We start from the raw sequence: 19,458 nt of genomic DNA, 5'->3' as shown, positions 1-19,458 counted from the left end.
CCAGGTCAGATTTTGCGGTAGGTCGAGATCGTCGCCGACGCGGTCACGGTGCTCGGCTGCGGCAGCTTCGCCACGGCGGCAGCAAGATCGGCGGGCGTCAGGTGTCTCGCCGACGGTCCCATACCCACCAGGTCGAGGATGTCCTGGTGGGACAGTGACATCGTGAACTCGACCTCGTCGCTGCTCACGCGGTCGAAGTAGCCGGCCATCGAGGATTCGAGGCGTTCTACTTTGCGATCGTCGACCCTGACCATCGCAAGGATGTCGATCAGCTCTCGCAGATGCCTGTCGGTGGGCGTCAACACCACCAGAACGCCGTCATCTGCGAGAACGCGATGGGACTGCGGACCGTTGCGCGGAGCGAACACACAGAGCACGTGAGACAACGCTCCGTCGCGAATCGGTAGTGGTTGCCAGACGTCTGCGACGATCGAGCCGATTCTTTCGTGGACCTTCGCAGCTCGCCGTGCCGCGAACTTGGACACGTCCAAGGCTATTGCGCGAGAATCAGGTAGAGAATCCACCACGTGCGCGAGGTATTGACCTGTGCCTGCACCGATTTCGACGATCCGCGCAGGATCCGACCCGGCCGTAGTCGAGCAGGCCCGGGAGACGGCATCCATCAGTGGGTCGAAATGGCCCGCGCCGAGCAGTCGTGCACGCGCCGCGATCATCTCGGCACTGTCGCCGGTGAACTTCGTGGCTCCGCCGCTGATCAGGCTCACATAACCCTGGCGAGCCACGTCGAATCGATGTCCGCGGTCGCACTCGGCGGCGCCGTCCACCAACTCCAACTCGGCAGCGCACTGTGGGCAGGACAGAAGATCGATCACGGCGGCAAGCATTGATCCGTCCTTTCTGCTACCTGTGGTGCGCACACACTTCAGGCCCCGTACCGAAACGGATACGGAGCCTGCGTGCAATCACGTGCTGTTGTTCGTACTGCTACAACCTGGACCCGACTAGCTGGTGACGTTCGTGAGTTCCACACCGAGCGCTGCAGCTTCATCCGGGGTCAGCTCGACGACGAGGCGTCCGCCACCCTCGAGTGGAACCCGCATGACGATTCCTCGTCCCTCTTTGGTTGCTTCGAGGGGACCGTCCCCGGTCCGGGGCTTCATGGCCGCCATCCTCTGCTCCCTCCAGATCTGCGCTGCATTGCTCTGCGCCTCGACTAACGGTGCGCCCCGCCAACAATCAGCGAGGCTCGTACCCTCCATTGTTCCCTATGGATGCGGGAACCGGGAATCTGAGTCACATTTAGGGGTGTTCAGTCGACCGTCACACCTGCGTCGGAACCCAACAATCGGCCACGTGATCATCGACCATTCCGGTGGCCTGCATGAGCGCATAAGCCGTGGTAGGACCCACAAACTTGAACCCACGTCGCTTGAGTTCCTTAGCCATGGCAGTCGACTCGGGAGTGACCGCCGGAACCTCTGCAATTGATGTCAGTCGTCTGGTGCGTCGAGGCGGCGAGAACGACCAGAGTAACGAATCGAGGTCCAGATCGGGTGAATTCACGAGCACTCGGGCGTTGGAAATCGTCGCTTCGATCTTCGCGCGATTGCGGACGATCGCGGCATCGGAGAGCAATCTCTCGACATCCGCAACTCCGTACGCTGCGACCTTGTCCGGATCGAACCCGTCGAAGGCTTCTCGGAAGGACTCGCGTTTGCGCAAAATCGTGATCCACGAAAGCCCTGATTGGAATGCCTCGAGAGCGAGCCGCTCGAACAGTTCGGCGCGCCCGTGCAGCGGACGCCCCCACTCCTCGTCGTGATAGTCGCGGTAGAGCGTGTCGCCGGGCGTCTCGACCACCCAGCCGCATCGAACCAGTCCGTCTGCCATCAGCCCTGGGAATCCTTCGCTTCGGATTCGGTCTCAGGCGTCTCCTGCGTTGCTTCGGCCTTGGCCGGAGCATCCGCCTTCACCAGAACCTCGGACTTCTCGTCACGGCCCAGTTGCGCACGCAGAGAATCGATTTCCAACCCGAGGCGATGCAGGGCCCAATCCACTTCACTCGCCTTGTATCCACGCAACACCTGCTGAAAACGAAGAGCGTCGACATCCGCCCCGGTGACGTCCTCTGCCGGGAGTACGGTCGCCGTCGTGCCAGGAGGCAGCGGCGGCAGCTCTTCCGAGCGCCCGAACACAGCGCTGGCGGCGAGGAAGATCATCGCGCCGACCAGTGCCATGACAATCAGGTACAGGAGGATCGTCATCATGAACCGATACTCCCATACCCGAGTGTGAGCGGTCAGACCCCCGCGGTGCGCACTATCGAATCCATCGGGGGTCGATCGAGTAGCGAAACCTCAGTGGTCTCGGGCACGAAAGAATCGCCGTCGACCAGGAATTGGGTCAACCCGGCACCCGAATCCTCGATCCCGCACCGCCGGAGCATCGTTCCGATGATCTGCCGGCTCATCACGCCGAGGTCGGCGAGCGGCCGGTTGCGATGCTTGCGCACACCGAGATTGACCTGACCGATCGCCGCTAGCCCCAACGTGTCGTACGTGTCGAGCAGAAGGCCGATCTCGACGCCGTAGCCGGGCGCAAACGGAACAGCCGACAGCAGCTCACGGGTGCCCGCGTATTCACCGCCCAATGGTTGCAGTACCGACGTGAGTTCGGGCCGCAGCGCAGCCAACATGGGCCGCGCAACCAATTCCGTGACTCGTCCGCCGCCGTTGGCGTCCTCCGTGCCGCTCACGCGCAGCGGACGGCGGTAGTAACCCTTCACCAGATGGATGCCGTCAACGGTGAGTAGCGGACCCAGCAGTTTGGGCACGAACGCCGGATCGGGATTGATGAGGTCGGAGTCGACAAATGCGATCAGATCGCCGGTCGTCGCGGCGACCGAACGCCAGAGCACCTCACCTTTGCCCGCGGTCGGCGGGATGGACGGGACGGCGCTCTCACGACTGATCACTGTCGCTCCGGCCGCGCGAGCACGCTCGGCGGTACGGTCGCTCGAACCCGAATCGAGCACGATCAATTCGTCGACCAAGCCGCCGAGCAACGGGTGAATGGTGTCGACCACCGCAGCAACGGTGTCTTCTTCGTTGAGCGCGGGCAACACCACCGAGACGGTTCGGCCACCCTTCGCCCGTTCGAGTTCGGCCACCGTCCAACTCGGATGGTCCCAACTGTTGGCTTCTGCCCATACGCGGGTCGGGCCCGCACCGGTGATACTCATGCCAGACCTCGAACCGTACGTACCGGGGCGCGGCGTCCCTGGATCGCGGCCACCATGTCGACTACTCGACGGGTGGACGCCACCTCGTGAACACGGAACACCCGGGCGCCGCCCGCCGCGGCCATTGCTGTCGCTGCCAATGTTCCCTCCAACCTCTCGGAAAGCTCCACACCAAGAGTCTCCCCGATGAAGTCCTTATTGCTCAGCGCCATCAGCACTGGCCACCCGGTGTTTACAAGAACGTCCACTTTTCGCAACAACTCGAGCCCGTGGAAGGTGTTCTTGCCGAAGTCGTGGGTGGGATCGATCAGAATCGCGTCACGCGGAACACCGAGAGCAAGGGCGCGTTCTGCCGCCGACACCACCTCGGAGACCACATCTGCGACGACGTCGTCGTAGCGAACACGGTGCGGGCGGGTACGCGGAACCGCGCCGCCCGTGTGCGAGCAGACGATGCCGGCGCCCGTCTCGGCAGCGACGACAACGAGTTCGGGATCCGCACCGGCCCACGTGTCGTTGATCAGGTCTGCGCCTTCGTCGCGTGCCAGCCGTGCGACGCCACTGCGCCAGGTGTCGACGCTGATGATCAACTCGGGGTACTTGGCCCTGATCGCGGCGACGAACGGAACCACCCGCCTGACTTCCTCGTCGGCGTCGACGAGGTCACCCGGCCCGGCTTTCACTCCCCCGATGTCCACCAAATCGGCGCCCTCGTCGACGGCACGATCGACGGCAGCCATCGCCGCCGAGTCCGAGAACGTCGCGCCCTGGTCGTAGAAGGAATCGGGAGTGCGGTTGACGATCGCCATCACCAATGCACGGTCGACCGCGACCGGACGCCCACACAGGGTGGGCGCCGGACCTGGCTGCGCGGTAGAACCGGAGAGTGAAGACATGCCACTCATACTGGCATGACGGAACTCGGTCTAGCCCTTGGGTACCGAGCCTGCCGCGACCTTTCCGACGTATTCGTCGTACGAGTCCACGTAACCACCCTCGCGGCCTTCGAGAACGTGCAGAGTGTCGGCGCCGACGTCGTAACCCTCGTTACGCAGTTCCACCTTGCGCGACTTGAAAGTGCTGGTGTGTTCGAGTGAGTCGACGATGCGGATGAACAACGGGACCGCGTAGTTGGGGAGCTTGCCGTAGAGATGAGCCGCGACTTCGCTGCCCTCGAAACTCTGACTGTCCCGTAACTTCACCGCCGCCATGCCCGCGCGCCCGTCGGTGCCCGGAATCTCGACGCCGTAGACAACTGCTTCCTCGACGGCCGGGTGCGAACTCAGCGCGCCCTCGACCTCCGTGGTGGCGACGTTCTCACCCTTCCAGCGGAAGGTGTCACCGAGGCGATCGACGAAGGCGACGTGGCCCCATCCCTGCTTGCGCACCAGGTCTCCGGTGTCGAACCAGGTGTCGTCGTCCTTGAATCCGCCCCGTACCAGTTTGCTGTTGCTCGCCGCTTCGTCGGTGTAACCGTCGAAAGGCGCCCGGTCGGTGACCTTGGACAGTAGGAGCCCGACCTGACCCGTGGACACCTTGCGAAGGCGACCGTCGGCTCCACGCAACGCTTTTCCGGTGTTCTCGTCGAACTCCACGACGGCGTGCGGCAACGGACAGATGCCTGCTGTCTTGTCGACGTTGAGTGCGTTGACGAACGCGATGTTGCATTCACTGGCACCGTAGAACTCGGCGACGCGGGGAATGCCGAAGCGCTGGGTGAATTCGGCCCAGATCTCAGGGCGCAGACCGTTGCCGACCATGAGCCGAACGGCGTTGTCACTGTCGGTCGGCTTGGCCGGCTGGTTGAGCAGATAGCGGCACAGCTCACCGATGTAGGTGAAGGCGGTCGCCTTGTTGACTGCGATGTCGTCCCAGAACCGGGAGGCTGAGAACTGACGTCCGATTGCGATGGTTGCACCGGACGCGAGCACCGAGGACAACGAGACCGTCAACGCGTTGTTGTGATAGAGCGGCAGGCAGCAGTACAGAGTGTCGGAGCCGCGCAAGCGCACGCCCATCAACCCGAGTCCGGACATCGACTTCAACCAGCGGAAGTGAGTCATCAAGCTGGCCTTGGGCATTCCGGTGGTGCCCGAGGTGAAGATGTAGAACGCTTTCTCCTTCGCCAGCACCTCGGCGGTGACCGCCGGGTTGGCCGGATCAGCCGTCTTCGCCAGATCCGAGAGTTCACTGACAAGAAGTTGATCGGGCCCGGCAAATCCGGCAGGCAACGATTCGAGGGCTTCTTCGCACTCGTCGGCGACCACCAGGACGCGAGCGTCGAGCAGCGTAAGGCTGTGTGCCAGAACGTCGTCGCGCTGGTTGTAGTTCAGCATGCCCGCTGCCGCACCGAGTTTGACGGCAGCGAGTGCGATCAACAGGGCTTCGGGAGTGTTCTTTGCCAGCACTCCGACGACGTCTCCGCGGTCGACTCCTCGGCCGCGGAGAACGTCCGCGTAGCGGTTCACCAGTTCGTTGGCCTCGGCATAACTGGTCGCGTGGCCTTCGAACCGGATGAACGGGCGCGACGGGTGAGCGTGTGCAGCCTTCTGGAAGATCAACCCGATCGATTCCTTGGCCGAAGGCTTGCGGGTGAGGCCGGCGGCCCCCCGCGCCAGGATCGGCACCTCGGTGATCATCGACGGCAGTTTTGCCGCCAGATCCAGCAGGCCGACGGTCGAACGGGCTTCCGAACTCATGGCTCCCCTAACACGTATCCGGCGCCCATTCGGCCGCCCAGTCTGCGGCCACCTTACTTCACGGTAATAAAGCCCGCCATGCCCCAGGTCAGGGTTTCACGCACGCGTCTGATCAGGATTTGACGCACGCGTCGAGCGCTGCCTCGACGTCCGTCCTCACCAGCAGGGTGTCCAGCGCCTGACGCCCGACGAAGCCGGTCCCGTCGAGCTTGTTCAACCACTCGAGCAGGCCGGTGAAGTGCCCAACGGGATCGAGCATCACCACTGGTTTCTCGTGCATTCCGAGGTAGCCGGCGGTCCACGTTTCGAACAGCTCTTCCAGCGTCCCGATTCCGCCCGGCAGCGTGATGAACGCGTCGGCGTGATCTTCCATCAGCTTCTTGCGTTCGCGCATGGTGTCCGTGACGATCAGCTCGTCGGCATCGACGTCGGCAACTTCCTTGTGCACCAGGGCCTTCGGAATGACGCCGACGGTCCAAGCGCCCGCCGCGCGAGCGGACTCGGCGACCGCGCCCATCATCGAGACGTTGCCACCGCCCGAGACCAACTGCCATCCGCGTCGACCGATCGCGGTTCCCACCTCTGCCGCCAACTCCAGGAACGACTCGTCCACCGGCCCCGACGCGCAGTACACGCAGATCGAGTACTTCTTGTCGGAATCGGTCACCATTCTTCTTCTTTCCCCAGATCTGCGGCCTCGTCGACGCCCTTGTCTGCGTTGAGGACGATTCGTACTGCTTCTTCGACGCTGTCGGTGACGTGCAGCAGATTCACGTCACCTTCGGAAATCTTGCCGTCACGCTCGAGGGTGCCGCGAATCCAGTCGACGAGTCCGGACCAGTACTCGGTGCCGAAGAGGACGATCGGGAAGCGCGTGACTTTGTGGGTCTGCACCAGGGTGAGTGCTTCGAACAGCTCGTCGAGTGTTCCGAAGCCGCCGGGCAGGCAGATGAATGCCTGGGAGTACTTCACGAACATCGTCTTGCGTGCGAAGAAATACCGGAAGTTGATTCCGAGATCCACCCACTCGTTGAGTCCCTGCTCGAACGGCAACTCGATGCCGAGACCGATCGAATATCCGCCTGCTTCGCTGCAACCACGGTTGGCAGCTTCCATGACTCCCGGCCCACCACCGGTGATGACGGCGTACCCGGCTTCGGCCAAAGCGGTTCCCAGTTCACGGCCGGATTGGTACTCGGGATGATCGACCGTGGTGCGGGCCGAACCGAACACCGTCACCGCACGCGGGACCTCGGCGAGCGCGCCGAAACCTTCGATGAATTCGCTCTGGATACGCAACACACGCCACGGATCGGTGTGTACCCAATCCGTGGGTCCGCGCTTGTCGAGCAGGCGCTGATCCGTCGTGGTCTTCTCGTCCTTGCGCTTGCGTCGAAGCTGAACCGGCCCGCGGTGCTTGATCGACGAGCTCTGCTTCTTCGAAGCCGAATTCTTCTCTGGTGCCATGCGGCAAGGCTAACGGTCAGGCCGACAGATACTTCCTCAGCACGGCCGCGACGTCGGTGATCTGCTGCACCGGAACGTGCTCGTCGCGCTTGTGCGCGAGATTCGGATCACCCGGTCCGTAGTTCACGGCAGGAATGCCGAGCGCCGAGAACCTGGACACGTCGGTCCACCCGTACTTCGCACGGAACTGACCACCGGCCGCCTCGATCAGCGCGGCAGCGGACGGGTTCGCCAAGCCAGGCAGCGCGCCGGGCGAGGAGTCGGTGACCTCGAATCCGAGGCCCAGACCGTCGAACACTTCGCGCACGTGTGCCTCGGCTTGTACCTCGCTGCGATCGGGCGCGAATCGGAAGTTGACGTCCATCTCGGCTTCGTCCGGGACGACGTTTCCGGCGACACCGCCGGAAATCCGCACCGCCGACAAACCCTCGCGGTAGCCGCAACCGTCGATGTCGACCGAGCGCGGCTGGTAACTCGACAACCGCTCCAATGCACCCCCGAACTTGTGAATGGCGTTGTCCCCCAGCCAGGACCTGGCCGAATGTGCGCGAGTTCCCGACGCCGTCAACCGAACCCGCATCGTGCCCTGGCACCCGGCCTCGATGAAACCGGCCGTCGGCTCACCGAGAATCGCGACGTCGGCCGTGAGCCATTCCGGGATCTCGCGTTCGATTCTTCCCAGGCCGTTGTACGTCGCGGCGATCTCTTCGCAGTCGTAGAAGACCAAGGTCAGATCGTGAGCCAAGTTCTCGATGGTCGCAGCCAGATGAAGAAACACCGCGTCCCCCGACTTCATGTCGACAGTCCCGCATCCGTGCAGAATGTCGCCTTCGCGTCGCGAAGGAACGTTGTCGGCGATCGGCACCGTATCCAGATGTCCGGCGAGCATGACGCGACTGGGCAAACCGCGCGACGTACGCGCCAACACGGCGTTGCCGTTGCGGATGATCTCGAAGCCCGAAGTCTGCTCACGCAGCGCATCCTCGACGGCCTGCGCAATGACGGATTCGTCGTGCGAGACGCTGGGGATGTCGACCAGGGCGGCCGTCAAGTCGATGGGGTCCGAAGCAAGATCGAGGATGCTCACACGCACCAGCCTAGGCCGGTGCACCCACCACCCAGTAATCTCTAGTCCCGTGAGCGCACAGGGAGCAACAGCAGTAGGTATCGCCAACGTGACCGCGGACGGAACCGTCCTCGACACCTGGTTCCCGGCACCGGAGCTGGGAACATTCGACAAGACCGGTACCGAGAACGTCGAGGGAACAGACATTCCTTCCGATCTTGCCCTGCTGGCAGGCACTGACGACGCTCGCGAGGTCTCGCAGGTCGTCGTGCGCACCACCATCGCCGATCTCTCCAAGGCACCGGTCGACGCCCATGACGTCTACCTGCGCCTCCACCTCCTCTCGCACCGTCTCGTCGCGCCCCACGGCGTCAATCTCGACGGCCAGTTCGGCCTGCTCACCAACGTCGTGTGGACCAACTTCGGTCCGTGCGCCGTCGAGGGCTTCGAGCAGGTTCGCTCGCGTCTGCGCATCCGCGGAGTCGTCACCGTGTTCAGCGTCGACAAGTTCCCCCGCATGGTCGACTACGTCGTGCCGTCCGGAGTTCGCATCGGTGACGCGGACCGTGTCCGACTCGGCGCACACCTCGCCAGCGGAACGACCGTCATGCACGAGGGCTTCGTCAACTTCAACGCCGGCACCCTCGGCAACTCGATGGTCGAAGGCCGCATCTCCGCGGGCGTCGTCGTCGACGACGGATCCGACGTGGGTGGCGGCGCCTCGATCATGGGCACCCTCTCCGGCGGCGGCAAGGAAACCATCTCCCTCGGCAAGCGCTGCCTCCTCGGCGCCAACGCCGGCCTCGGCATCTCACTCGGCGACGACTGCGTCCTCGAAGCGGGCCTCTACGTCACCGCGGGCACCAAGGTCACCGGCCCGGACGGCACCGTCGTCAAGGCCAAGGAACTGAGCGGCAAGTCCAACCTTCTCTTCCGTCGTAACTCGGTCTCGGGTGCCGTCGAGGTCGTGCCGTGGAAGGGCACCGGCGTCGAACTGAACGCTGCTTTGCACGCCAACGACTGATGACCAGCACCGACGTCTCCGACGGAACAACCACTGCTCTCGGCCACGGTCTCAAGGTCCGCCATCTGACGATGATGGGCCTGGGCTCGGCCATCGGCGCCGGCCTGTTCCTCGGAACCGGCGTCGGTATCGCCAAGGCCGGCCCGGCCGTCCTGATCTCCTACATCCTTGCGGGCGCCGTCGTGGTGTTCGTGATGCGCATGCTCGGTGAGATGGGCGCGGCGATTCCGGCCAGCGGTTCCTTCTCGCACTACGCACGTCTGGGCATCGGCGAGTGGGCCGGCTTCGTGATGGGCTGGCTCTACTGGTTCATGCTCATCATGGTGCTGGGCGCCGAGATCACCGGCGCTTCTGCGATCGTGAACGACTGGGTGCCGTCGATCCCGCAATGGGTTGTCGCACTCGTCTTCGTGGTGTTCTTCGCCGTCGTGAACCTGGCCAAGGTCAGCAACTTCGGCGAGTTCGAGTTCTGGTTCGCGGCAATCAAAGTCACCGTCATCATCGGCTTCCTGATCATCGGTGTCCTGCTGGTGTTCGGCCTCCTGCCCGATACCGACCCGGTCGGTACGAGCAATCTGTTCGGGCAGGGCGGCTTCATGCCCAACGGGTTGTCCGGCATTGCCGCAGGCCTTCTCGTCGTGGCCTTCGCCTTCGGCGGGATCGAGATCGTCACCATCGCTGCAGCAGAATCCGAGAATCCGGAACGGTCCATCGCCGTCGCTGTCCGAAGCGTCGTGTGGCGCATCAGCGTCTTCTACATCGGCGCCATCTCGATCATGGTTCTGGTGCTGCCCTGGAACGACCCCGAACTCGAGAGCGGCCCGTTTGTGGCCGTCTTGAACAAGGCGAACATTCCGGGTGTTGCCGGGTTCATGGAACTCGTCGTAGTGGTGGCGTTGCTTTCTGCGTTCAACGCCAACATCTACGGCACCTCTCGTATGGCGTTCTCGCTGTCGCGTCGCGGTGACGGGCCCGCTTTCATGGCGAAACTGTCGAGCACTGGAGTTCCGACCAATGCCGTTCTGCTGTCGGTGTTCTTCGGCTTCGTTAGCGTCCTGCTCAACTGGCTGCTCCCCGACGACCTGCTCGGCATCCTGCTCAACGCAGTCGGCGCCGCACTGCTGGTCATCTGGATCTTCATCGTCGTCTCGCATCTGCGACTGCGTAAACAACTCGAAGCGTCGGGGAAGCTGACAGTTCGGATGTGGCTGTTCCCGTATCTGAGCTACGCGACTCTCGCGATGCTTGGCGTATTCGTCGTCCTCATGCTCTTCGACGCCGATGCCCGTGCACAGTTGATCTCGACCACCGTGTTGTTCCTCGTGATCGCGGCATTGGGTTTCCTGAACGCCCGCTGGCGTAAGCAGAATCAGCCCGCCTGATCTGTGTGCCTATGCATCTCGTCTGTTCACGACGACGGTGCTGAGGCCGAAGACGACGAGAACGAAGAGGGCAAAGTAGATCAGGCTGCCCCAAGGGCCCCAGTGGAAGTCGACGCTACCGCCGGAACCGAGAAAGTTATTGGCGTTCATGAACGGCAGGAACGGCATGATCTTCTCGCCGATGCTGCCAAACAGGTTGAATAGGTTCTCGATGAGCAGGGGCCACAACAGCAGTAGCGCGATCGCACCCGCAGACTGCCGGAGCAACGCCCCCACTCCGACTGCCAGTACCACGCAGAAGAACGCGTAGATCGGTGTTCCGTAGACGACCCGCCAGTTCTCGTCGCCGGACAGAGTAAGGAATGTTCCGGCGTCGCCTGCTGTGGCCTTCGTCAGAGCGAAGGCGCCGAACGACAATACGAGCGTCAATATCGCTCCGAAACCGCCGATGAGGCCGGCCTTGGCAATCAGCACCGAAGCCCGATTCGGAACCGCCTGGAACGTGGTTCGGATGGTCCCGAAGCGGTATTCGCTGGTGATCGCGAGGGCCGCCATGATCATCAGAACCAACACACCGAAGCCGGTCACTCCGCTGAGCGCCCCCGACACTGTCGGCAACATTGCGCCGTTCGAATTGCGGAGCGACGACTTGGCGCTGAGTCCGAAAACGGTAGCGAGCCCCAACCCGAGCACGATGATGATGATCGTGCACCACAGCGGCGACTTGGTCGTGGTGATCTTGATACGTTCAGCACTGAGAACAGCCATTACAGTGCACCTCCCATAGCCTGCTGTGTGTTTGCCTGGTGTGCATTTGCTTGGTGTGCACCGGCACCCGGATCGATACCGGACGCGTGGTATTGGACATCGTCTCCGGTCAACTTCATGAACGCATCCTCGAGCGATCCCTGCACAGACGCCAACTCGTACAACACGATTCCCTGCGAACCAGCCAAACCACCGATCACATCAGTGGTCGAATCCACCACCACCAATGCCGGCGCAACACCGGAACCGTCTTCACGCACCGTCAACCCCTGCGAAAGCAACACACTGCGCAACGCATCGAGCTGTGGGCTGCGCACCCGCACCGTCGACTCCGACGAACGATCCACGAACTCCGCGACCGTCGAATCCGAAATCAACCGACCCCGACCGATCACCACCAACTGCTCCGCCGTGAGCGCCATCTCCGACAGAAGGTGACTCGACACCAGCACCGTGCGGCCCTCGGCCGCCAACCGCTGCATGAACTTACGAATCCAGACGATGCCCTCCGGATCGAGACCGTTGACCGGCTCGTCGAACAACAACACCTTCGGATCCCCCAACAACGCACCCGCCAACCCCAGACGCTGCGACATACCCAACGAGAACCCGCCGGCCTTCTTGCCCGCCACCTCGGACAATCCGACCAACCCGAGCACCTCGTCGACGCGGGACTTCGGGATCCCGTTCGAGGCGGCCATCCACTGCAGATGCGCCCGCGCACTGCGATTGGGGTGCACCCACTTCGCATCCAGCAACGCGCCCACCGTCCGCAACGGTGTCTTGAGCTCGCGGTACGGCTTGCCGTCGATCAACGCCGCACCCGACGTCGGCTGATCCAAACCCAGGATCATCCGCATCGTCGTCGACTTACCTGCACCGTTCGGGCCCAGAAAGCCCGTCACGATGCCCGGCTTGACCGTGAACGACAAATCGTCCACCGCTTTCGTCGGTCCGTAAACCTTGGTCAATCCCCTCAGCTCGATCATGAGGACCAGTCAACCATGAAAACCGAACTGTCGGAACTTTCAGACGCCAACAGAGAAATGCGTTGCGTCCGTTCACTGTCGAAGCTAGTATCGAATGTATGTTCGACACTACCGGGGGGTAAAAGTGACGACGCAAGTATCTGAACAGGCGATATCCGAAGAGACCATCGGACAATTCCGAGCATCACTCGTCAGCATGGATCGTTCCATCGACAACGCAGCACGCGTGGATCTTCTGCGCGCATTGGAAGAATTGAAGGCCAGTTGCGCTGGGGCCCAAGCGATACTGGCTGCCGATCTCGACGCTTTCACCCGCAAGGACCGCGGCGAACGGGGAGTTCGGCGCTCATACCAGGGCCGCGGCATCAATGCGCAGATTGCACTCGCACGGAGGGAGTCTGCGTGGTTCGGAACTCAGCATCTGAGCCTGGCCCGCACACTGAACGACGAGATGCCGCACACACTTCGACTACTCGTCGACGGCTCCATCAGTGAGCATCAGGCGACGATCCTCATGCGCGAGACTTCATGTCTCACCGCCCAGGATCGCGCTACATTGGATCGCGAGTTCTGCTGCGACGCTGCAATCTTGGACGGATGCGGCAACCATCAACTGACGGAAAGAATCCGCGCACGCACTGCCGAAATCGACGCCGACAGTGTCGCCAGACGAGCACGCAAAGCCGTGGGAAACAGACGAGTGACGGCGCGGCCTGCGCCCGACACGATGTGCTGGCTCAATGTGCTTCTTCCCGTTGCCGAAGGTATCGCCGTACATGCGACGCTCGGGCGCGATGCAGATTCCGTTCGTGCCGGCGGGGATGAGCGCACGCGAGCTCAGATCATGGCTGACCTCCTGGTCGAGCGTGTCACCGGAATCGGCCGCGCCACAACGACACCCGTTACCGTGAATCTGGTTGTCTCGGATCAGTCACTGCTGGGCGACAGCACCGACCCTGCACACGTCCACGGGTACGGACCTGTGCCAGCCGACATTGCACGCGAATGGATCGCCAAGTCCAGCGAAGACTCCGAAACGATGGCAATGGTCCGAAAGATCTACGCATGCCCCGAAACCGGCGCGATGACCGCGATGGAATCAACGGCGAGAACCTTCCCGAAGGGGTTGGCGCGATTGATCGAACTCCGTGATCGAAGCTGCCGCACTCCGTGGTGCGACGCGCCGGTTCGCCACCGCGACCACATTCGCGATCACAACAAGGGCGGACCCACCAGTGCAGCCAACGGCGCAGGATTGTGCGCGGCATGCAATTACGCCAAGCAGGGCTTGGACTGGTCTGCCGAACCTGCACCAGGCAACCGGCACACCTTCACCACGACGACACCTACCGGGCACCGATATTCATCTGCGGCTCCGCCACTTCCGATACCGTGGGCCGGTCCCGATGCGGCCTAAGTTCCTCGGTGAGCCAATGCATTCACGAACACCTCGGAAATCTCCGAGGGATCGCGAGCGATGTACGTCGAGCCGCCCGTCACGCGGGAGATGTCGGCGAGCGCCGCAGCATCAGCGTCGTCGGTTATGCCGATGGTGACGATGATGACCGGTCTAGCCGGATCCTGCTCGCGTGCAAGAACATCGAGCAGCTGCTCACGGCTGATGCTGTCAGGGTCCTCGTTGGCACCGTCGGTCAAGATGATGACGCTGTTGACAGCTCTCGGATCGTACGATTCCTGAACCTTTCGGAAGGCGGCCAAAGTCGTGTCGTACAAACCTGTGGCGCCACGCTTGAGTTCGGTGAGCCGGTTCGCCTGATCCGCCATCAACTTTCGTTGAGTCATGCCGTCGACAATGGTGTCGTAGCGCCTGATCGGCACCAATTCCTGGAAGTCCTGGGTTCCGTTCATCCCCTGGGAGAAGGCCCACAGACCGGCAGCAACACTGTCCGGGAAGACCTGATTGCCGGCAAGGGCAGCAGCAGTGGTCAACTGCATGCGCGTCTTGCCGCCGGCTGCGGGATAGTCCATCGAAGCCGACACGTCGATCGCGACCAGCGTTCGGATCGGCTTGGCCATCAACGCCCAAGCACCCAGTGTCTGATCGGCCACCGATTGTTCGGACACGGTCAGTGCCGTGACGTCACCGACGCCACCTTCGACGGCTCCACCACCGGAAGTACGGAAACCGTTGCGTGTCAGAACTTCCTGTGCAGATTCACTGTGCAACAAGTCGGCGATGGCGTCACTCTTCTTGGCTGCGGCGTAGTGCCGATCCGGTGCCGAAGCACTCACCACCAAGGGGTAATCCATGATCATGGTTCCAGTCGCCGGCACTGTCGCGGAAATCTTCGACTCGGCTTTCGTGAACTCGACTACCTGCTGCTCGGTCGAAACACCGACCTTCCCGGAGCTGACCAATTCGGTGAGCATCTTCTGTCCTACCGGCTGATCTTCGGTACGAACACTCTCCGCTTGGGCATGGGGTACAAGTGCCGCTCGAACCGATTCGGAAGTGGCGCCGGTCTCCGCGAGAGCTCCGAGAATGGGCGCCGATGCAACCCCGGTGAACAACGGATTGCCCAGCGCGAGATCGGGGACCTGTAGCGCGGTGAGCCAACTGGCAAACTGTTCGCCACCGCCGGAGGCAAGAACAACAGGCGAGGTGGCGATCGAACCTCCCGCGGCAGCCACCGGCCCCTTGGCCGTCAATGCAGCTTTGCCGACCCACGCTGTCGAATCCGGGATCCACATGTCCGGAGCGTCCACGCCCTTACCCAAAGTTCCCGCAACGTCGCCGGGCAGCGCAGAGGTGACCGTGATCCGCGAGCAGCCCGTCTGCTCCGGCGACGATTCTGCGAGGATCTCCGTGACCGCAGGCGCGATCGCAGGATCTGCTGCCAGCGAGTACTCGTCGACGCTCTCGCAGGAATCGGACTGTGTTGCCTTGAAGACCACCACCCCGGTGGCGACTACCGCGACGGCAACCAACCCACCCACTGCGTAGAACCCGATCGACCGCCCGCTGTCAGGACTCGAATGCCGTCCGCCCGCCATGAAATCTGCCCTTCCGAGGCCACTCGCACTGGGGCATACCGACGGCATGCGTGCGACTGGAGCTATCCCTACCGGGCGGTAGTGTAGCCAAGAACACAGAAATTCCAACTAGCACTGAATCATCCAAGAACCGGCGAGCCCACATTCCGGGACAGGTCGGCTGAATTCACGAACATTCAAGCGTCGCAGCGACTTTTCAGCAAACCGATCGGCTCAGAACAGCTCGCGCTTCTGGACCTTACCCATCGCGTTACGCGGCAGTGTCTCGGCAAAGCGAACCTCACGGGGACGCTTGTGCGCCGACAACTCTGCCCCGACCAACTCGACCAATTCAGCTTCGGTGACCTCAGGACTGCCGGGCTTTCGGACTACGACGGCAATGATCCGCTGCCCCAGGTCGGCGTCGGGGACACCGATCACCGCAACTTCGGAGACCGAGGGATGCCCGAGGATGGCGGTCTCGATCTCACCGGCGCCGACTCTGAATCCGCCGGTCTTGATCAAGTCGATGGATTCGCGGCCGACGATTCGGTGGAACCCACCCTCGTCGATGACGGCGACATCACCGGTCTTGAAATAGCCGTCCTCCGTCCAGGACTCGGCGGTTGCGTCTGGACGGTTCAAGTAGCCGTCGAAAAGCATCGGCCCGCGTACCTGTAGGCCGCCGATGCTCTCGCCGTCGTGTGGCACGTCGTTGCCCTTCTCGTCACGAAGACGAGTCTCGACACCGCGCAGCGGCACGCCGACCCACCCCGGGCGTCGTTCGCCGTCGAAACGCGTGCTCAGGGTCAGCATCGTCTCACTCATGCCGTAACGCTCGATTGGCGTCAATCCTGTTCGCTCACGCAGCTTTTCGAAGACCGGCACAGGAAGAGGCGCGCTACCGGAAACCAGAAGTCGGGCACCGGACAACGCGCGGGCAGCTTCTTCGTCTTCGGCGATACGCGACCAGACGGTGGGGACACCGAAGTAGAGGGAGCCTTTGGCCCGTGCGTAGTTTTCCGGCGTCGGCTTGACGGTGTGGATGACCCGGCTGCCGATCCGGAGTGGCCCGAGGATTCCGAGAATCAGTCCGTGCACGTGGAAGAGCGGAAGCCCGTGCACCAGCGTGTCTCGCCACGTCCAGTCCCAGGCCTCGCCGAGCGCGTCGATCCCGGCTGCGATAGCCGAGCGACTGAGCAGAACACCCTTCGGTGGACCGGTCGTTCCGGACGTGTACAGGACGAACGCTGTGGACTGCGGTGCCGGTTCGGGATAGCTGTGCCACGAGCGCGCGTGCAATCGGACGGGAACTACGGGCAGGCCTTCGCAGTGTTCGTCCGTTTCGCCGAGCCACGCCTGGGCACCGGAGTCACGCAGAATGTGCTCCCGCTCGGCCTTCCCCGAGTCCGGCGGGACCGGCACAACAGTGACGCCGGCGATCAGTGCCCCGACGACGGCGAGGATCGTTTTTGCTGTGGGAGTTGCCAATACGGCAATCCGATCGGCCTGCGCCACTCGCTCCGCGACCGAGGTCGCGGCACCGAGAATGGCACTCCGCGAGAGAACCGTGTCACCGATCGTCACGGCGTCGTCGAGGTCGTCACCGCGGGCAACAGCAAGGGGGTTCAGGGATCTCAGCAGCACCACGACAGCATCTCACAGCGCAGATGGTCGCAAACTTTCTCCTGCCCGACGCGCATCCATCGAGTGCGGCGGGAACAGCGTCACCAGCGCCGCCCCCAAGAGAGCCCCGGAAAGAACGGCGAATCCGTGCGCGTCGTCGACCGTCACCAGGGTTGCGCCGCCGACCACAATCACGGCAGTCAGAACAATCTCGGGCATTCGCGGGCGCACCAGAACGCCGATCCCCGCGGCCGCCGCTGCCAGAGCAAGTGTGGCGCCGGAGTTGCCTGCGCCGGTCGACGGGAAAACTGCGGTGGTGAGCAAACCGAACAGCAGTTGACCGAGCAGGAAGAGAGCCCAGCCGCGTGCGGCGCCCCAGAGCCGAAACGCCGGCGGCGCCACCACCGCCAGCGTCACGAGATTGGTGATGGTTCCTGCGACCCCTCCGTCCTGAACGAGCACCGAGGTCAGAATGCGCCACCATTGACCGTCGCGAATCAGAGCGGGATCACGACGAAACATGTCCAGCAGTCCCGGCATCAGCGCCTGCAGGATCGATGGAACTGCCACCACCAGCCAAAGAACAGCGGCCGAAAGAGGGAAGTCTCCGAATATTCGACGATCCTTCAGCCAGGTGAGCATCAACGCAACCGAGGCAACAACGACGGCGACGATCAGTACCGCGTCCAAGCCGCCGGTCCCTGAGGTGGTCACAGCGCGACCTTACATCGGACTGATACCGACATCAGGGAACCTGACACCTGCGAAAGCACACAGTTCAGGCGGAGAGGCGCTTTGCTGCTGCGGCGATTCGTTCGTCTGTCGCGGTGAGAGCGATCCGAACGTGCTTGCTTCCGCTCGGTCCGTAGAACTCACCGGGAGCAACGAGGATCCCGCGATCGGCGAACCAACTGACCGTCGCTCGGCATTCCTCGCCGCGGGTTGCCCAGAGGTACAGGCCGGCCTCGGAATTGTCGACGGTAAATCCGGCGCCGCGAACAGCTTCGATCAACACGCTACGACGCTCGCGGTACCGCTCGCGCTGGATGTTCTCGTGTTGGTCGTCGCCCAAGGCTGCGGTCATCGCGGCTTGGATCGGCAGCGGCAAGATCATTCCCGCGTGCTTGCGCACCTCGAGCAGTTCCGACACCAGAGCAGGGTCACCGGTGACGAACCCGGCGCGATAGCTCGCGAGATTGGATGTCTTCGAAAGTGAGTGGACCGCAAGCAAACCGGTCAGATCGCCGTCGTTGACGCGGGGATCGAGAATGGAGAGTGCATCCGCTTCCCAGGTCAATCCGAGGTAGCACTCGTCGGAGACGACGATGGCGCCGCGCTCGCGCGCCCAGGCCACGACCTTCTGCAAGTGCTCGAGGCCGAGCACCTTGCCGGTGGGGTTGGACGGCGAGTTCACGAAGATCATCGCCGCCGACTCGGGACCGAGCTTGTTCAAGCCGTCGGCGCGCAGGACGCGTGCGCCTGCCAACTTCGCCGCGACCTCGTAGGTCGGGTACGCCAACTCCGGAATGACCACTAGATCGTCGGCTCCGAGACCAAGCAATTTCGGCAGCCACGCGATCATTTCCTTGGTACCGATGGCCGGCAGCACCGCTGCCGGATCGACGTCGGGAATGTTGTAGCGGCGATCCAGTGACTCCGCCACGGCCTCGCGAAGCTCGAGCGTGCCATGAGTCGTCGGATATCCGGGCACCTCGGCAACAGAGGCGAGGGCCTCCTGAATCACCGGATCCACCGGATCCACCGGCGTACCCACGGACAGGTTCACGATGCCGTCGGGATGAGAGTGCGCCTTCGCCGTGACGTCGGCGAGCGAATCCCACGGAAAGTCAGGAAGCCCAGCGGCCACCGGAGTACGAGACAAGATCTCTATTCCTCACCCATGGGAGGCAGCGCCTTGATGAACGGCGTGTCGTAGTCGACCTTGCCGAGCTTGGCGGCTCCACCAGGCGAACCGAGATCGTCGAAGAAATCGACGTTGGTGCTGATGTACGCGTTCCACTGATCCGGGACGTCGTCTTCGTAGAAGATGGCTTCGACGGGACAGACAGGCTCACACGCGCCGCAGTCGACACACTCGTCGGGGTGGATGTAAAGCATGCGTCCACCCTCGTAGATGCAGTCGACAGGGCATTCTTCGATGCACGCCTTGTCCATCACATCTACACACGGTTCAGCAATCGTGTAGGTCACTGCCGATCTCCCTGCCTTCCTGTCGTGCAT

20 protein-coding genes are annotated in these 19,458 nt (G+C 62.9%); 3 read left to right on the top strand and 17 right to left on the bottom strand.

Annotated elements, in window-relative coordinates; translation table 11 throughout:
• Positions 1 to 5: 5 nt before the first annotated feature.
• The 10 genes from ACFQ6Y_RS12500 to dapE all read right to left on the bottom strand — a co-directional run bounded on the left by ACFQ6Y_RS12500 (position 6) and on the right by dapE (position 8,455).
• Positions 6 to 845, bottom strand: a complete 840-nt coding sequence (locus ACFQ6Y_RS12500) for a putative RNA methyltransferase (RefSeq protein WP_378632613.1) — start codon at positions 843 to 845, stop codon at positions 6 to 8.
• A gap of 117 nt (positions 846 to 962) precedes the next feature.
• Positions 963 to 1,130 (bottom strand): DUF3117 domain-containing protein, encoded by a 168-nt coding sequence (locus tag ACFQ6Y_RS12495; protein WP_003945169.1) that lies wholly within the window; start codon positions 1,128 to 1,130, stop codon positions 963 to 965.
• 151 nt (positions 1,131 to 1,281) lie between these two features.
• Complete coding sequence (locus ACFQ6Y_RS12490) at positions 1,282 to 1,851, bottom strand: DNA-3-methyladenine glycosylase I (RefSeq protein WP_378549815.1); 570 nt, start codon at positions 1,849 to 1,851, stop codon at positions 1,282 to 1,284.
• On the bottom strand, positions 1,851 to 2,228 hold the full coding sequence (locus tag ACFQ6Y_RS12485; RefSeq protein ID WP_378632608.1) for a DivIVA domain-containing protein: 378 nt from the start codon (positions 2,226 to 2,228) through the stop codon (positions 1,851 to 1,853). The genes ACFQ6Y_RS12490 and ACFQ6Y_RS12485 overlap by 1 nt, the downstream gene beginning before the upstream one ends.
• A 32-nt stretch (positions 2,229 to 2,260) precedes the next feature.
• Positions 2,261 to 3,202 (bottom strand): glucosyl-3-phosphoglycerate synthase, encoded by a 942-nt coding sequence (locus ACFQ6Y_RS12480; RefSeq protein WP_378632604.1) that lies wholly within the window; start codon positions 3,200 to 3,202, stop codon positions 2,261 to 2,263.
• Positions 3,199 to 4,098 carry a dihydropteroate synthase gene (gene folP / locus ACFQ6Y_RS12475; RefSeq protein WP_230817391.1) on the bottom strand — a complete coding sequence of 300 codons (900 nt, stop codon included), beginning with the start codon at positions 4,096 to 4,098 and terminating at the stop codon, positions 3,199 to 3,201. The genes ACFQ6Y_RS12480 and folP overlap by 4 nt, the downstream gene beginning before the upstream one ends.
• A 30-nt stretch (positions 4,099 to 4,128) precedes the next feature.
• Positions 4,129 to 5,901: a long-chain-acyl-CoA synthetase gene (locus ACFQ6Y_RS12470; RefSeq protein WP_378549804.1), complete on the bottom strand. Its 1,773-nt coding sequence runs from the start codon at positions 5,899 to 5,901 to the stop codon at positions 4,129 to 4,131.
• Positions 5,902 to 6,013: 112 nt separating this feature from the next.
• The gene (locus tag ACFQ6Y_RS12465; RefSeq protein WP_378632587.1) at positions 6,014 to 6,571 is read right to left on the bottom strand and encodes a TIGR00730 family Rossman fold protein; all 558 of its coding nucleotides are present in this window, start codon (positions 6,569 to 6,571) and stop codon (positions 6,014 to 6,016) included.
• Positions 6,565 to 7,368, bottom strand: a complete 804-nt coding sequence (locus ACFQ6Y_RS12460; protein WP_003945176.1) for a TIGR00730 family Rossman fold protein — start codon at positions 7,366 to 7,368, stop codon at positions 6,565 to 6,567. Before ACFQ6Y_RS12460 ends, ACFQ6Y_RS12465 begins: the two co-directional genes overlap by 7 nt.
• A gap of 16 nt (positions 7,369 to 7,384) precedes the next feature.
• Positions 7,385 to 8,455, bottom strand: a complete 1,071-nt coding sequence (gene dapE, locus ACFQ6Y_RS12455; protein ID WP_378539208.1) for a succinyl-diaminopimelate desuccinylase — start codon at positions 8,453 to 8,455, stop codon at positions 7,385 to 7,387.
• Between the two features lie 49 nt (positions 8,456 to 8,504).
• Between dapE and dapD the strand changes: the two genes are divergently transcribed.
• Both dapD and ACFQ6Y_RS12445 read left to right on the top strand, forming a co-directional pair.
• On the top strand, positions 8,505 to 9,458 hold the full coding sequence (gene dapD / locus ACFQ6Y_RS12450) for a 2,3,4,5-tetrahydropyridine-2,6-dicarboxylate N-succinyltransferase (protein ID WP_378549798.1): 954 nt from the start codon (positions 8,505 to 8,507) through the stop codon (positions 9,456 to 9,458).
• Positions 9,458 to 10,840, top strand: a complete 1,383-nt coding sequence (locus tag ACFQ6Y_RS12445) for an amino acid permease (protein ID WP_378632575.1) — start codon at positions 9,458 to 9,460, stop codon at positions 10,838 to 10,840. Before dapD ends, ACFQ6Y_RS12445 begins: the two co-directional genes overlap by 1 nt.
• Positions 10,841 to 10,849: 9 nt before the next feature.
• Here ACFQ6Y_RS12445 and ACFQ6Y_RS12440 read toward each other — a convergent pair whose 3' ends face one another.
• Complete coding sequence (locus tag ACFQ6Y_RS12440; protein WP_378632573.1) at positions 10,850 to 11,608, bottom strand: ABC transporter permease; 759 nt, start codon at positions 11,606 to 11,608, stop codon at positions 10,850 to 10,852.
• Positions 11,608 to 12,597 (bottom strand): ABC transporter ATP-binding protein, encoded by a 990-nt coding sequence (locus tag ACFQ6Y_RS12435; RefSeq protein WP_378632570.1) that lies wholly within the window; start codon positions 12,595 to 12,597, stop codon positions 11,608 to 11,610. The genes ACFQ6Y_RS12440 and ACFQ6Y_RS12435 overlap by 1 nt, the downstream gene beginning before the upstream one ends.
• A 124-nt stretch (positions 12,598 to 12,721) precedes the next feature.
• On the opposite strand from ACFQ6Y_RS12435, the gene ACFQ6Y_RS12430 reads away from it, so the two are divergent.
• Positions 12,722 to 14,014 carry a DUF222 domain-containing protein gene (locus tag ACFQ6Y_RS12430; protein ID WP_378632565.1) on the top strand — a complete coding sequence of 431 codons (1,293 nt, stop codon included), beginning with the start codon at positions 12,722 to 12,724 and terminating at the stop codon, positions 14,012 to 14,014.
• Here the strand turns inward: ACFQ6Y_RS12430 and ACFQ6Y_RS12425 are convergent.
• The 5 genes from ACFQ6Y_RS12425 to fdxA form a co-directional block, all read right to left on the bottom strand.
• Positions 14,011 to 15,612, bottom strand: a complete 1,602-nt coding sequence (locus tag ACFQ6Y_RS12425; RefSeq protein WP_378632562.1) for a substrate-binding domain-containing protein — start codon at positions 15,610 to 15,612, stop codon at positions 14,011 to 14,013. The genes ACFQ6Y_RS12430 and ACFQ6Y_RS12425 overlap by 4 nt on opposite strands.
• Before the next feature lie 213 nt (positions 15,613 to 15,825).
• Positions 15,826 to 17,238 (bottom strand): acyl-CoA synthetase, encoded by a 1,413-nt coding sequence (locus ACFQ6Y_RS12420; protein ID WP_378632559.1) that lies wholly within the window; start codon positions 17,236 to 17,238, stop codon positions 15,826 to 15,828.
• Positions 17,239 to 17,250: 12 nt separating this feature from the next.
• Positions 17,251 to 17,931, bottom strand: coding sequence for a rhomboid family intramembrane serine protease (locus ACFQ6Y_RS12415; RefSeq protein ID WP_378632555.1), 681 nt, complete (start codon positions 17,929 to 17,931; stop codon positions 17,251 to 17,253).
• Positions 17,932 to 17,995: 64 nt separating this feature from the next.
• On the bottom strand, positions 17,996 to 19,099 hold the full coding sequence (gene dapC, locus ACFQ6Y_RS12410; RefSeq protein WP_378632552.1) for a succinyldiaminopimelate transaminase: 1,104 nt from the start codon (positions 19,097 to 19,099) through the stop codon (positions 17,996 to 17,998).
• A gap of 5 nt (positions 19,100 to 19,104) precedes the next feature.
• Complete coding sequence (gene fdxA / locus ACFQ6Y_RS12405) at positions 19,105 to 19,428, bottom strand: ferredoxin (RefSeq protein ID WP_003945248.1); 324 nt, start codon at positions 19,426 to 19,428, stop codon at positions 19,105 to 19,107.
• Between the last annotated feature and the right edge of the window lie 30 nt (positions 19,429 to 19,458).

Origin of the sequence: Rhodococcus sp. NPDC056516 (assembly GCF_042794655.1) — a bacterium.
In the GTDB taxonomy this organism is placed as follows: Bacteria; Actinomycetota; Actinomycetes; order Mycobacteriales; family Mycobacteriaceae; genus Rhodococcus_F.
This window is presented reverse-complemented; position numbering and strand designations above follow the sequence as displayed.